This is a genomic window from Thalassospira sp. B30-1 (assembly GCF_015767575.1).
GTDB classification, from domain to species: Bacteria; Pseudomonadota; Alphaproteobacteria; order Rhodospirillales; family Thalassospiraceae; genus Thalassospira; species Thalassospira xiamenensis.
The window spans coordinates 694,164-707,520 of sequence record NZ_CP065232.1; the positions used below are offsets into that span (position 1 = coordinate 694,164).

At 55.0% G+C, this 13,357-nt stretch carries 14 protein-coding genes; 4 read left to right on the forward strand and 10 right to left on the reverse strand.

Features of this window, described 5'->3' with window-relative positions; translation table 11 throughout:
• The first annotated feature begins 99 nt into the window (after window positions 1–99).
• The gene (locus tag IT971_RS03120) at window positions 100–1,116 is read left to right on the forward strand and encodes a 1-aminocyclopropane-1-carboxylate deaminase (protein WP_063095955.1); all 1,017 of its coding nucleotides are present in this window, start codon (window positions 100–102) and stop codon (window positions 1,114–1,116) included.
• A 164-nt stretch (window positions 1,117–1,280) separates the two neighbouring features.
• Here IT971_RS03120 and IT971_RS03125 read toward each other — a convergent pair whose 3' ends face one another.
• From IT971_RS03125 to IT971_RS03140, 4 genes are all read right to left on the reverse strand, one after another.
• The gene (locus IT971_RS03125; protein ID WP_007091270.1) at window positions 1,281–2,588 is read right to left on the reverse strand and encodes a TRAP transporter large permease subunit; all 1,308 of its coding nucleotides are present in this window, start codon (window positions 2,586–2,588) and stop codon (window positions 1,281–1,283) included.
• 73 nt (window positions 2,589–2,661) lie between these two features.
• On the reverse strand, window positions 2,662–3,285 hold the full coding sequence (locus IT971_RS03130; RefSeq protein WP_007091271.1) for a TRAP transporter small permease subunit: 624 nt from the start codon (window positions 3,283–3,285) through the stop codon (window positions 2,662–2,664).
• A 156-nt stretch (window positions 3,286–3,441) separates the two neighbouring features.
• Window positions 3,442–4,470: a TRAP transporter substrate-binding protein gene (locus IT971_RS03135; RefSeq protein ID WP_037989447.1), complete on the reverse strand. Its 1,029-nt coding sequence runs from the start codon at window positions 4,468–4,470 to the stop codon at window positions 3,442–3,444.
• Complete coding sequence (locus tag IT971_RS03140) at window positions 4,467–5,078, reverse strand: gluconokinase (protein ID WP_063095957.1); 612 nt, start codon at window positions 5,076–5,078, stop codon at window positions 4,467–4,469. The genes IT971_RS03135 and IT971_RS03140 overlap by 4 nt, the downstream gene beginning before the upstream one ends.
• Window positions 5,079–5,219: 141 nt before the next feature.
• Between IT971_RS03140 and IT971_RS03145 the strand changes: the two genes are divergently transcribed.
• Entirely contained in the window at window positions 5,220–6,245 is a 1,026-nt protein-coding gene (locus IT971_RS03145; RefSeq protein WP_063095959.1) for a LacI family DNA-binding transcriptional regulator, read from the forward strand.
• A gap of 9 nt (window positions 6,246–6,254) precedes the next feature.
• Here IT971_RS03145 and IT971_RS03150 read toward each other — a convergent pair whose 3' ends face one another.
• The 4 genes from IT971_RS03150 to IT971_RS03165 form a co-directional block, all read right to left on the reverse strand.
• The gene (locus IT971_RS03150) at window positions 6,255–6,824 is read right to left on the reverse strand and encodes a YigZ family protein (RefSeq protein ID WP_063095961.1); all 570 of its coding nucleotides are present in this window, start codon (window positions 6,822–6,824) and stop codon (window positions 6,255–6,257) included.
• 48 nt (window positions 6,825–6,872) lie between these two features.
• The gene (locus IT971_RS03155; protein ID WP_037989454.1) at window positions 6,873–7,622 is read right to left on the reverse strand and encodes a sulfite exporter TauE/SafE family protein; all 750 of its coding nucleotides are present in this window, start codon (window positions 7,620–7,622) and stop codon (window positions 6,873–6,875) included.
• 111 nt (window positions 7,623–7,733) lie between these two features.
• The gene (locus tag IT971_RS03160; protein ID WP_063095965.1) at window positions 7,734–8,531 is read right to left on the reverse strand and encodes a hypothetical protein; all 798 of its coding nucleotides are present in this window, start codon (window positions 8,529–8,531) and stop codon (window positions 7,734–7,736) included.
• A 12-nt stretch (window positions 8,532–8,543) separates the two neighbouring features.
• Window positions 8,544–9,125, reverse strand: coding sequence for a hypothetical protein (locus tag IT971_RS03165; RefSeq protein ID WP_139189999.1), 582 nt, complete (start codon window positions 9,123–9,125; stop codon window positions 8,544–8,546).
• 118 nt (window positions 9,126–9,243) lie between these two features.
• Between IT971_RS03165 and IT971_RS03170 the strand changes: the two genes are divergently transcribed.
• Both IT971_RS03170 and IT971_RS03175 read left to right on the forward strand, forming a co-directional pair.
• Window positions 9,244–10,629: a class II 3-deoxy-7-phosphoheptulonate synthase gene (locus IT971_RS03170; RefSeq protein ID WP_007091279.1), complete on the forward strand. Its 1,386-nt coding sequence runs from the start codon at window positions 9,244–9,246 to the stop codon at window positions 10,627–10,629.
• 246 nt (window positions 10,630–10,875) lie between these two features.
• Window positions 10,876–11,361 (forward strand): hypothetical protein, encoded by a 486-nt coding sequence (locus tag IT971_RS03175; protein ID WP_007091280.1) that lies wholly within the window; start codon window positions 10,876–10,878, stop codon window positions 11,359–11,361.
• Window positions 11,362–11,426: 65 nt separating this feature from the next.
• Here the strand turns inward: IT971_RS03175 and IT971_RS03180 are convergent, their stop codons facing one another.
• Both IT971_RS03180 and IT971_RS03185 read right to left on the reverse strand, forming a co-directional pair.
• Window positions 11,427–12,002: a hypothetical protein gene (locus IT971_RS03180; RefSeq protein WP_007091281.1), complete on the reverse strand. Its 576-nt coding sequence runs from the start codon at window positions 12,000–12,002 to the stop codon at window positions 11,427–11,429.
• Window positions 12,002–13,351: a M48 family metalloprotease gene (locus tag IT971_RS03185; protein WP_037989461.1), complete on the reverse strand. Its 1,350-nt coding sequence runs from the start codon at window positions 13,349–13,351 to the stop codon at window positions 12,002–12,004. Before IT971_RS03185 ends, IT971_RS03180 begins: the two co-directional genes overlap by 1 nt.
• Between the last annotated feature and the right edge of the window lie 6 nt (window positions 13,352–13,357).

Genomic DNA, 13,357 nt, shown 5'->3' on the forward strand with positions numbered 1-13,357 from the left:
TGGCACGAAGTTCGAGAACACCTTTCACGCGGTTGGCGGTAGCATTTCCCCTTCATGAGGTTCGTTTCCCATGTCGTTCTGCAAATCAGGGAGTGCGCGATGCGCCTGGATAAATTTGAAAAATACAAACTGACCTTTGGCCCGACCCCGATCGAGGCCTTGCCGCGTCTTTCCGCCCATCTTGGCGGCGATGTCGAGCTTTATGCCAAGCGCGAGGATTGCAATTCCGGGCTGGCCTTTGGCGGCAACAAGGTCCGCAAGATGGAATATATCATCCCCGATGCGATCAAATCCGGGGCCGATACCCTTGTCACCATCGGCGGTGTGCAATCCAACCACACAAGGCAGGTTGCGGCCATCGCCGCCAAGATCGGCATGAAATGCCGTCTGGTGCAGGAAAGCTGGGTGCCGTTTAACGATGCGGTTTATGACCGGGTCGGCAACATTCTGATGAGCCGCGTCATGGGGGCGGAGATCGAGCTGGTCGATGAGGGCTTTGATATCGGTATCCGCGAAAGCTGGGAAGCCGCCCTTGAGGATGTGAAGGCCAAGGGCGGGGTGCCTTATCCGATCCCGGCCGGGGCATCGGTGCATAAATATGGCGGTCTTGGTTTTGTCGGCTTTGCCGAGGAAGTCCGCGCCCAGGAAGCCGAGCTTGGCTTTAAATTCGATTATATCGTGGTCTGCACCGTGACCGGTTCCACCCATGCCGGGATGGCTGTCGGTTTTGCCGCCGATGGCCGTGCGGATAAGGTGGTTGGCATTGATGCGTCGGGTACCCTCGAACAGACCCGCGCGCAGGTTCTGGCGATTGCGCAGAAAACCGCCAATTTGGTCGAACTTGAAGGCGGTATTTCGGATCGCGACATCACCCTGATCGAAGATTATGCCTATCCGGCTTATGGCGTGCCGTCCGATGAAACCAACGAGGCAATTCGCCTGTGTGGTCGTCTGGAAGGCATGATGACCGACCCGGTTTACGAGGGCAAATCGATGCAGGGCATGATCGATCTGGTCAAAAAGGGCTATTTCCCCAAGGGGTCCAAAGTCCTGTACGCCCATCTTGGCGGTGTGCCGGCGATCAATGCCTATAGTTACCTTTATCGTAACGGCTGACTGGCCGTTCACAACCCTTGCACCCGCGCCACCCCGTCATTCCCGTTCTGGCGGGAATTTGGTCTCCCACAGCTCTCCCTCGAGGATGAGGTGGTGCGAACGCAAAGGGGAAGCCGTTATGGCTTCCCCTTTGTCGTTTTGGGTCTCTATCGGTCCGGATGATCCTATCGCCCTGTAATTCCCGGGAAGATGATCAGAATGGCCACGGCCAGCACCTGCAGGCAGATGAATGGCACCAGTGCCTTGAAGATCGTGCCAAGCGTTATGTCCGGTGGTGCCACGGATTTCAGGTAAAACGCGGCAGGGCCAAACGGCGGGGACAGGAAGCTGACCTGCATGTTCATCGCAAACAGCACCCCGAACCATACTGGATCAAAGCCAAGCTGTTTGATGATCGGAACAAAGATCGGCATGGTCAGAAGGGCGATCCCGACCCAGTCAAGGAACATGCCCAGCACGAACAGGATCAGCATCATGAACAGGATGATGATCATCGGGTCATCGGAAATGCCGGTAATCAGGACGGATACAAACTTGATCCCGCCCATCAGGTTGAATACTCCGACCAGTGCCGATGCGCCAATCCCGATCCAGACAATCATGCCGCATGTCGACAGTGTCTGAAGCGATGCGGCCTTGAGCATGGAAAGCGAAAATTCGCGCCGAACGATGGTCGAGGCAACCACCCCGGCAACACCGACGGCCGAGGCTTCCGTGACCGACGCAATTCCGCCATAGATCGACCCCAGAACACAGATCACGACCAGGAACGGCAGGATCAGGCCCTTGAGCAGGCGGATTTTTTCTTCGTTCGGGATTTTTTCGGTGCGCGGCGGCGGGGCAATATTATCCCCCGTGTAGCTTCGAAACAGCACATAGGCGACATAGAACCCCGCCAGCATGAAGCCCGGCAGAAAGGACGCGGTAAACAGATCGCCGATCGATACATTCGCCGTCAGGCCGTAGATGATCAGAACGATGGATGGTGGCACCATAGTACCCAGCGACCCGCCAGCACAGACAACCCCGATGGCCAGGTTCTTGTCATATCCCTGACGGAGCATCTGTGGCAGTGCCAGAAGGCCCAGCAACACGATCTCGCCGCCGATGATGCCGCTCATGGCAGCCAGAATGACGGCGACAAAAATCGTCTGGACCGCAACCCCGCCCTTAAGCCGGCCACCAAACAGGCGCATGGCTTCAAACAGGTCCTTGGCAATGCCGGATCGATCAAGGATTGCTGCCATCATCACGAACATCGGGACCGAGACAAAGACAAAGGATGACACAAACGAATAGACCCTGCTTGTGATCAGCGGCACCGCCATCGGTCCGAACCAGCCAAGGGTAAACAGCAGGGCAATCAGCAGGGTCACAAATGCCAGCGGCATGCCGGTCATCAAAAAACCCAGCAGCAGCACGAACATCGCAAGCGTGCCATATTCAATGCCAAGGGACTGCAAATCAAACATCGGGATTTATCCTGTTGCGCCGGATATAACGGTCTTCATGCTGTGCATGGGCGAGTTTGGGCAGGAGTTCGGGTCAGTCATTGTCTTTTGCCGCCCCGGAATTTGCGCGCACATCATCAGGTTTGGCGCGGACATAATTGATCGCCAGAACGACAAACTGGATCGTTAACGCGATCAGAACCAACAGCATGAAGATTTTCAGTAATCCCGGATAAGGCGCGTTAAAGGCGCTGCCGGTGGTTTCCAGATGGATGCTACCATCGGGTTTGAAGGCGGCACGCTGCACCATCAACCACCCCGCCCAGGCGAAAAAGCCCGACGAAATGGCACAGACGATTGATATGCCGATATCAAGTGCCCGACGCAATTTTGGCCCGGCAATGTCATAGATGATGACAACCCGGATATGTTTGTCGCGCGATGCACAGTAAAGCCCGGCAAAAACAAAGCCGATGGCCGATAAAAACGTTGTGGTTTCATGCGCCCAAAGGGTCGGGCTGTTAAAAACGTGACGCATGAAAATCTCGAAAATCAGGATACCCATCGCCAACAGGAAACCCAGCGCGAAAACCGTGCTGATCTTGTCGACAATCCGGCCAAAAATGCCGGAAACCTCTGGTACGGGGGTTAATGCGCCATCCGGTTCCAGGGCAGGGGGAATTTCGCTATGCGCCATTTTTTCTGCGCTCGGGGCCATTTTCAGCATTCCTTGTCACGACAAAGAATACAATCCGGCAACGGGGAGGACCGCATCACCCGATAGCGTCTCTTCTATCTGGCTTGGCCGGATTGTACCGGGTCGTTCCGGCGGGCCTTTGCGGGCACCGCCGGAAACGGATGTATCAAGGCAGGCTCAGATCATACCCTGTTCGGTCAGGTATTTGACGAGTGTATCATAAACCTTCTGGGCATTTTCCGAACGTGCCGCGACTTTTTCCCACTGGCTGGTTGCGATTTTACGGAATTTGTTGCGTTCCTCGGCTGACCAGTTGTGGATGGTAACCCCACCTTCGGCACGGGCCTTGGCAACGGCTTCCATGTCTTTCATGGCCAGCTGTGCGTCCATATCGCGCGCAAGATCACGGACCGAAACTTCCAGAATGGTCTGGAGGTCTTCGGGCATGGAATCCCATTTCGCCTTGTTGACCGAAACTTCAAGCATCGGCATGGAATGGAAGCCCGGATAGACCGGATGTTTGGCGACGTCATGCAGACCCATTGCCTGGTTGGTCGAGAACACGGTCGCATCCGCAGCATCAATCACCTTTTTATCAAGGGATGTGAAAACTTCGGACTGCGGAATGTTCACAGGCGACGCACCGGCCGCGGCAAAGACTTCCTGCACCATACCTTCTGGTGCGCGCATTTTCAGCCCCTTGAGATCGGCAACGCCATCAAGCGGTTTTGACGAAACGAATGCCTCAAGGCCCGGTGTCACCGCCCCGATGAAATGCAGGCCATAGGGTTGCAGCAGTTCATTCATCAGTTCCTTGCCGCCACCATATTCAACGAAACGCAGCATTTCGGACGGTGCCGACCATGCACCGACCGGATTGGCGATCAGGCCGAATGCCGGGTCTTTACCGGTGAAATAGCTGGTATCGGTGATGTGGCCGTCAATGATGCCAGCAGCAATTGCGTCCTGGGTTTCGGCATGTTCAACAACCGAGTTGACCGGCAGCATTTCAACCGAAATGCGTCCGCCCGACATTTTGCCGACACGCTCCGCCCATTCCTGCTCCAGTACAAAGTTCGGCACGCCAGCCGCATCGCTTGACTGGACTTTAAGGGTGAATTCCTGTGCATTTGCGATCAGCGGTGATGCCATCATCAGGCTGGCGGCAAGTGCGGTTCCGGCGAGTGTCTTGAACGATAGGGTCATCTGTCTTCTCCCTGGGTTACCGGTTTTCCGGCGGTGTTATGCGTTTTGGTGGATGGACTGTCGATTTCGCCGGCCGCAAGACGGGCAGCAGCGGTCGAAACCACGGCTTCAATCGGGGCGTCGATGGAAACAGTCACGCTGATCTCGTCCGGCCCCAGCGGTTCGAGATCGGCCAACTGACTGTCAAGCAATCCGGGCGGCATGAAATGGCCGACCCGGCGATCCAGCCGGGACCGGATCACTTCGCGCGAACCGTCCAGAAAAACAAAAGTTACGGGTGCCATGTGATCGCGCAGGAAATCGCGATAGCGCCGTTTCAGTGCCGAACAGGCGATAAAGATTTTCGGCGATACATGGTTTGGCTCAATTCCATGCGCGACTTCTTTGGCAGCCGCCCCAAGTGATGCCAGCCAAGGCCAGCGCATCTCGTCATCAAGCGGGATGCCATTGCGCATGTTTTCGACATTTTGCGGGGGATGATAATCGTCCGCGTCAAGCCACACACCATTCATGATGCTGGCAAGGCCCTTTGCGACCGCGGTCTTGCCTGATCCGCTGACACCCATCACGATGACAAATTCGGCTTTGATGGCTAATCCTCCCGCCACTTTTATTTCGTCTTTTCTTGAGCGGGTCTTGCCCGCCTTGCTTTGTTAGCGCTAACATAATGATAGCGCTAACATCGAGTCAACAGATATTGTGCAACGCCGGGATCGCGGATATGAGGAACAGGGCATGAGAAGGAAGACATGAGAAAACGCAGAGGGGCCGGACGGCCGACCATCGCTGATGTGGCTGATAAGGCCGGGGTCAGCACGATCACCGTTTCACGGGCCTTGCGTGATCCGGCCAAGGTATCCGCCCCGTTGCGCGAACGCATCGATGCCGCCGTTCGCAAGCTTGATTATGTTCCCCATTCCCATGCCAGTGCGCTGGCATCATCGCGGTCCAACATTGTTGGCGTGATCGTGCCGTCGCTGACCAATAACGTGTTTGCCGATACGCTGCGCGCGATTTATGACGAGCTCGAACAGGGGCCGCTTCAGGTGCAGCTTGGCAATTCGCGCTATGTCGCGGCAGAAGAAGAACGCCTGATCCGCATTTTCCTTGGGCAGCGTCCGGCTGCCCTGATTGTTGCGGGTGGGGATCAGACCCCGGCGGCGCGGGCCTTGCTGGAAAGTGCCGATTGTCCGGTGGTGCAGGTCATGGAAGTCGATCCCGATCCGATTGATATGATGGTCGGATTCTCGCATTTCGAAGGCGGGCGCGCGGCCGGATATCACCTGTTGCAGCGCGGATATCGCAATATCGGTTTCATCGGTGCACGCATGGACCCGCGATCACGCCGCCGCATGGAAGGCTTTGCCGAAGCACTGCGATCAGCAGGCCGGTATGATTCGGAGCTGTTCATGACAACAACCCGGTCATCAAGCACATCACTGGGCGCAGAACTGATCGCAACGTTGCGTGCAAAGCGCCCGGATATTGAAGCGGTTTTTTGCAACAACGATGATATGGCGCTGGGCGTTCTGTTTGGCTGCCAGCATGCCGGTCTTAGCGTGCCCGAGGACCTTGGCATTATCGGTTTCAACGATCTTGAAATGATGGCAGCGGCCTGTCCGTCATTGACCAGTATTCGGACAAACCGCTACGGGATCGGTAAAACGGCGGTTGATATGATCCGGACAAGGTTCGATGGTGAAGAACCGGAAAACCGCGTTGTCGATCTTGGTTTCCAGTTGCAGGAACGCCAAAGCACCGCGCGGCGGGGCTGATATCCTGTTCTAATCGCGATGGATCGGGAAACGTCCGGCCAGTTCGGCAACCAGATCCTTTGGTCCTGAAATCCGGATATGCGTGCCCATGCTATCAAATTGCCGGTCCAGAACCGTGATCCCATCCTGTGCGCAGGCCTGTTCGAGCGTTCCGGCGTCGGAAAATCCGGCAAACAGTTCGGCCTCTGCCTTTGGGACATAATCGATGAAATCAGCGACGCTGCAAACTGCATTTGCCGCCCCGCTATAAGCGCGCACCAATCCGCCGGTGCCAAGCTTCACCCCGCCAAAATAGCGCGTGACGATCACCGCAACATTGATCAGATCACGCCCCTGAAGCACCTTAAGGCAGGGAACGCCCGATGTGCCCGATGGTTCGCCATCATCCTTGCCATGTTCGATCAGCTGGTCTTCGTCATTCAGGTATCGATAGGCGGTGACATGATGATTGGCCTTGGGATGGGCCGCGCGCAATTCCGCAAGCCGCGTCGCGAGATGGTCATAAGGGACCAGCTCGGCCAGGAAGCGCGATTTCTTTTCTTCGGTTTCGGCAAATGCGGCGCGGGCGATGGTTTTCATCACGACTGGATAGCAAAGGCAGGCGCATTGCACCAGCGTGCTCAAGCGTTAAGGGTGAAACAGCGCGAATTTGCCGATCAGGATCACCCCGAAGATCACCAGCATGATCAGAACCAGCCTGCGGAAACTTTCCGCATCCATGCGTGATCTGACAATGCCGCCAAGCTTGGTGCCCAGATAAACCGGGATCAACCCGGCAAGAGATATCCAGACAGTTTCAAGCGTCATCAGGCCAAGTTTTGACAGGCCAATGGCCATAACGATGCTCGACAGGCTGAAGGAAATATTGATCGCCTGTATGAAACGTTTCGGGTCCAGACGAAGGGCCAGAAGGAAAGGCAGAACCGGCATGACCTGTGATCCGGTAATGCCATTGACAAGCCCCGTTGCGAACCCCATCACCGGGGCCAATGGTTTTTGCAGTTTTTCCGGTACCGGCCGCCCCGGCCGCCATAACGTCAATGCGCCGTAAACCATCAAAACAATGCCAAGAACCGCCCCCGCCATCAGGCTGTTGACCAGATCAAGCACCACAAGCCCGACGACAAGCCCCGGCACGGTGGCAACAAACATCGGCCAGAACCGCTTGACGGTTTCGTGAAAATGCCCGGCCTGTGCCATGACGATGCTGTTGCTGACCAGTGATGGAATGATCACCAGCGGCATCGCGGCTTTTAACCCGATACCAAGGGCGAGAACCGGCAAGGCGGATGTTGAAAAGCCAAGCCCGGTTGCCCCTTTGACAAAAGCGGCAATGAAATAGGCGCAGGCAATGATCACTGCCGTTTCGATTGTCATAGGGGTTCCGTTGATCCTGCTTGGAATACCCTTGTCTAATAGTTGATAAGTTTATCGATTAATACTGGTTTTCAGGGTTTAACGCCGGAATCTACAAGGCGGTTACGAGGACTAAGTATCCTCGTCTTGCATATCGACATCATCGTCATTCTGATAAGGTGAGGGAGCGTTGTTGCAGTCTCCTTCCGGGGGAACGGTATAGGTTACGCCCTGATTGGTTGGCATTGCGTTTGCCTGCCGAATGTTTGCGCCGGGTAGTTGACGCACTTCTTGAGTAAAAGGCTCGTGGGCTGGATAAAGTGCATTGGATTTTGCCTGATTGCAGGCCAAACAGATCATACAAAGATTATCGTGGTCGGCGCAGGCCACATCGACCAGAGAATGGGTGATCGGGTTCTGGAAGGCAGGCACATTGAACCTGAACTGTGTTTGCCCGTTGACGCGTGTGGCGGTCAATATTTCTATTGGATCGTCTTCATCGTCATTGCGCCATGTTTCGTAGAATGTCTTGTCGGTCTCCCCGTAACCGAGGACGTAATATTGAACAAAACTGAAATCGGGGAGACTGATGGTCGTTTCCCCCAATGTGTTGCCCCAGGAGCCGTTGCCAGCCATAGGGTTATTATTGTGCTGCGCAGCCAGATTACTAATCGCTTGGTATCTGTTTTGATTTGCACCGGTAAACATGTCTTTTAATAGGCTGTCGGGAAAATTGTGATCTGCCTGTGCAAAGGCATTGGGAACTTTGCGTTGGCAGGCAGGGCAGGTAAACCATGCCTCGCATCCGGATCCAAAATCGAAGTCGCCCGACGTGCCGGCTGTTCCCGGGTACCAGTATGAATTGTAAGCTGTTGATGCTTCGGGTGTCGGGCGTAAGAGATTTCCATTTGTGTCCAGAAGAACAAACATGGCGTTACATCCCTATAAAATCTGGCTGACATAGAGGCGCCAATTCATGATCGGCGGATCAAACGGTCCCGGTGCCATGGATGGCAGGCTGGGCTTATATTGCTTGCTGGCTTTTTCAAGCCGCCACTCAAACCGCATCTCGGATGTGGAAGTTGGCAGGGGTGGCGGAACCGGATTATCTGAACTTTGGCAGGGGGCCACGCTGTCGGTCGGTTTCCATGGTCCCCAAACCGGACGCGGTATTGGAATTGCCGGGCCAGGCGGACCCATCAATGATTTGCGAAAGGCAAAACTATTGCTGTTGGTTGTGGGCATGGCCTTTATCTTTCCAAAGTTGCTGGCCTTTTGCCGACGGACGCGAGGTAAGTTTGTGATGGACAGATACGAAAACCGGAAGTGCTGATAGGGCGTTGATGGCATGAAAGACAGCCGGATTCGCAAGATTTCCAGAGCCCCGACGAGAACGAGCATCCTCCCAAATCCATCTGGAATGGCGGCTTGGGGTGGAATTTTGCGTTTTGTTTGTGGGTATTGGTAAAAATTTGCGGGTTTTTCTTTGCGAATTGCACGGAAGGGGTGGAAATGCGGTTGCAAAACCCGTATCAAGTTTGGCCCGGTTGACAGCACCGGCGATATGGGCGGAAATCCGCTGTGACGCTGATTATATGGTATAGTAACGGCATGATGAACATGCCGGATTGAGAGGAAGCAAATGAGCAAGAGCTGGAGCATTGATAGTTGGCGCAAACTGCCTGTGAAGCAGATGCCGACATATCCGGATGCACAGGCCGTCAAGGCCGTAGAGCAAGAGCTCGGCAGCTATCCTCCTTTGGTATTTGCTGGCGAAGCGCGCGCGTTGAAAGAAAAGCTTGGTGAAGTTGCCGAAGGCAACGCATTCCTGCTGCAGGGCGGGGACTGTGCCGAGAGCTTTAAGGAATTTCATCCCAACAACATTCGCGACACCTTTAAGGTCATGTTGCAGATGGCGGTTGTCCTGACCTATGGCGCGGCATGCCCGGTGGTCAAGGTTGGCCGTATGGCGGGGCAGTTTGCCAAGCCGCGCTCGGCGGATACCGAAACCATTGATGGCGTCGAACTGCCAAGCTATCGCGGTGACAATATCAACGGCATCGAGTTCACATCCGAAGCCCGTGTTCCGGATCCGCAGCGCCAGATCCGTGCCTATAACCAGTCGGCATCGACGCTAAACCTTTTGCGTGCTTTCGCGCAGGGCGGGTTTGCCGACCTGAGCAAAATACACCGTTGGAACCTGTCATTTGTCGATAACAGCCCCGCGGGCGAACGATATCGCAAGATGACAACCCAGATTGACGAAGCTGTTGCCTTCATGCAGGCGTGCGGCATCACGGCCGAAACCGCCCCGCAGATGCGCGAGACGGATTTCTATACCTCGCACGAGGCGCTTTTGCTGGGTTACGAACAGGCCCTGACCCGTCAGGACAGCCTGACCGGTGACTGGTATGACTGTTCGGCACATATGCTGTGGATCGGTGATCGTACCCGTCAGCTTGACGGGGCGCATGTTGAATTCATGCGTGGTGTGAACAACCCGATTGGCATGAAATGCGGACCGACCACCGAAGAAGACGATCTGATCCGTCTGATCGATGCGTTGAACCCGAAAAACGAAGCCGGTCGTCTGACTCTGATCGCGCGCATGGGAGCGGGCAAGGTTGAAGATCACCTGCCCCGTCTGGTGCAGCGGGTCAAGGCAGAGGGCCGCAAGGTTGTCTGGTCCTGCGATCCGATGCATGGCAACACGATCAAGGCGGCGAACGGTTATAAAACCCGTCCGTTCGATGCGATCCTGTCGGAAGTCAAATCGTTCTTTGATGTGCACAAGGCCGAAGGCACCCATGCCGGTGGCGTTCATTTTGAAATGACCGGTACGGATGTGACCGAATGCATTGGCGGTGCACGTGAAGTGACGGTCGACAGCCTGTCGGATCGTTACCACACCCATTGCGATCCGCGTTTGAATGGCGGGCAGGCCCTTGAACTTGCCTTCCTGATCGCCGAAATGATCAAAAAAGAACGCGACAGCGTTCGTGCGGAGCAGCTTGCAGCGTCGGCATAATTGAACATCGAACAATTGATGCGAAAAGGCGTTCGGGAAACCGGACGCCTTTTTTATAGATGGCATGTCTTTTTGAGAGTTGAGTTCGTGGTTTTTTCTATTTAAGGGATGCGTGGCTGGAGGATGTTTCGTTAATTCTGACAGTGAGTATGCATTTTGCCTCTACACTGATTGGCACAACATCCTTAAGTATAGACAATCGCGGCACGATATCGCGGGGATTTTGGGGAAGGGGTCGCACGAAACATGGTGGATGAGGCGGATTTCGCCGCATGGCAGAAAAAAGTGGAGGGAACCAACATTTCCTCGACCACGCTGCTTGCGACCGATTACCTGAACCATTTCAATGAAATCGTGATGCTTCTGGAAATGGTTCCGGACATGCCCGACATGATTGAGGACTGCAAGGAATGGGCGCCGAAAAGCTATCAGGACCATTTCCGTGACAGTGCCTTTTCCGACAAGGAATTGGCGATTGAGGCCTATGATCATGTGCCGGCTCGTTTCCGCCGCCCGTTCGAGGAAACCATCGAGCATATGAATGCCATCGTGTTTCGCGCCAACGAACAGCTTGATGCGCTGATTGCCGAGGGTAATGAAGACCTTTTACGCGAAACTGCCAGTACGGTGACATTGTCCCTGCAGCGTTTCATGGATGTCGCAAGTGGCATCATCCATGGGTCGGCCAAAACCATGAGCCAGGATGAAATTGACGCTGCACTGGCGCTGTAAAAATTCCGCATAAAAAAGGCCGGGTGTTTTATGCTTCCCGGCCTTCGCATTGTCGGATCGGTCGATCAATCCATCATCTCGGCCAGTTCTGCATCAAGCGTTTCGATTTCGCCACGCAGTTTTGGCAGGATATCGTTGCGTGCAGCCGCGACCTGCTGTTTCATGTTTTCAATGGCGCGACGGGAATAGCCGTTGGCTGACTGTTGCTGGAACAGACTGGTCATCTGGGCTTCGATACCGGTATAGAAACGACGCACGCCGGTAATGATTTCCGGATGGACCTCGAACGTACGCGGTGAATAACGCATCGTCGACCAGACCATATCGTCAAGGCGATGCGTCGCTTCTGGCGTCAGTTCGCGGGCGTGCCATTTCATCGGGGCTTCGGGATATTCCGCGATCCATTGTTCTACACGCTCGATATTGTCGACAAACTCGGCCTCAAGCGATTTTTCCAGATAGCTGACATCCGACAGACTTTGATAGCGGTCGAAATCAACCGCAATCCGGAAGCCGGCAAAGCTTGCCAGATACACACCAAGAACCGTTGATGCCAGAATGATGCACTGGGTGAACCAGAATTCGATATTGGGTTTGCCGCTGACGCTAAGAAAGCGGAACGGGGATAAAAAGAGACGCATTATTCTGATCCTTCCGGAGCTTCGTATTCGTCGTAGATTGCTGATTGCCCTTCGAGGGCATCGACATATCGTTCGAAAGCTGTCTGTAGAGGTATCGGTTCACCAAGCGGCAGATTGCGGTCCGTGACCATTTTATTAAGGCGTCGCACGCGATCCATTGGATGAGGGTGCGTGCCGAGATAATCAAGCATGCTCTCATCCTCCTGCATCATTGCAAGCTTGGCAAAGGTGGTTGCGACATCGGTGGCATGGCCATATTTCGCCATGACGATATCGAGTCCCCATTTATCGGCATCAAGTTCCTGGGATCGGGAATAATCCAGGTCGGCCAGCATTTTCGGCCAACCAGCGATCCAGGTGGTCAGAACCGCATCGGCCTGGAACATCATCGCCGACAGGGCAACGCCAACCGCCTGCCGCCCTAGCCCTTCAAGATGATCACGGCCATTATAATGGCCGATTTCATGACCAAGGATGGATAACAGTTCGTTTTCGGTATCGACCAGTTCAAGCATGCCGGTATGCACAAGGATCAGCCCACCGGGCAGGGCGGCGGCATTTGGCGTGTCATCGGGGATGATGACAACTTCGAAATCATAGGCCGCAGCCGGGCCAAGGGCTGATTTCGGGATCGAGTTGATCAGATCAAGGATATAGCGTTCCGGCAGGCTGCGTTGATCATCGCTGCGGCGTTCGGTGATGTAGTCGCCTTCAAGCTCGGACCAGATGGCGATTTCATCCTCGATCGAAATCTGGCGGGTTGCCCATTCGACAGCAAAACCGCTGGTAGCGTAAATTCCCCAGCAGATAAACAGAAACGCCGCACTTGCCGATGTAAATTCAACCAGCAGGTTTTTATGGCTGATATTGATGCCATCATCAGGCAGGGCAGACGGAAAGCCGCCGCTGGGGCGTTTGTCGGTATAAAGGGCCGTGCCCGAAACCATCATTTCAACCATGCCGCGGCCAAGCTGGGCGGTAGTCATGCGGATGCCGGTAATGTGGGATGCGCCCTTGGCGTCGGTCCGCATGCGCAGCATGGCTTCGCGTTTGGCACGCGTGATGGTGGCTTCGTGTGCCCCCAATCGGCCGCCAACGAAAATGCGCAGACGCGCAAGCAGATTGCGGAACCGGTCTTCGCCGATCACAACCTTGCCGGTGACCATTCTGCTGTAACGCAGAAGGATGTCTTCGGGGGCATGGTCCTCGGTGCTCAGGTGCTGATTTGGCAAAAGTTGCTCGTCACGGCGCAGGGCGCGTTCGTGGGCGGCTTCAGCCAGACGGCCTGTCACAAAGGCGATCCCGATCAGGATCATTAGCATGATCCCCGGAACAAATAGTTCCTGCATTGGAAA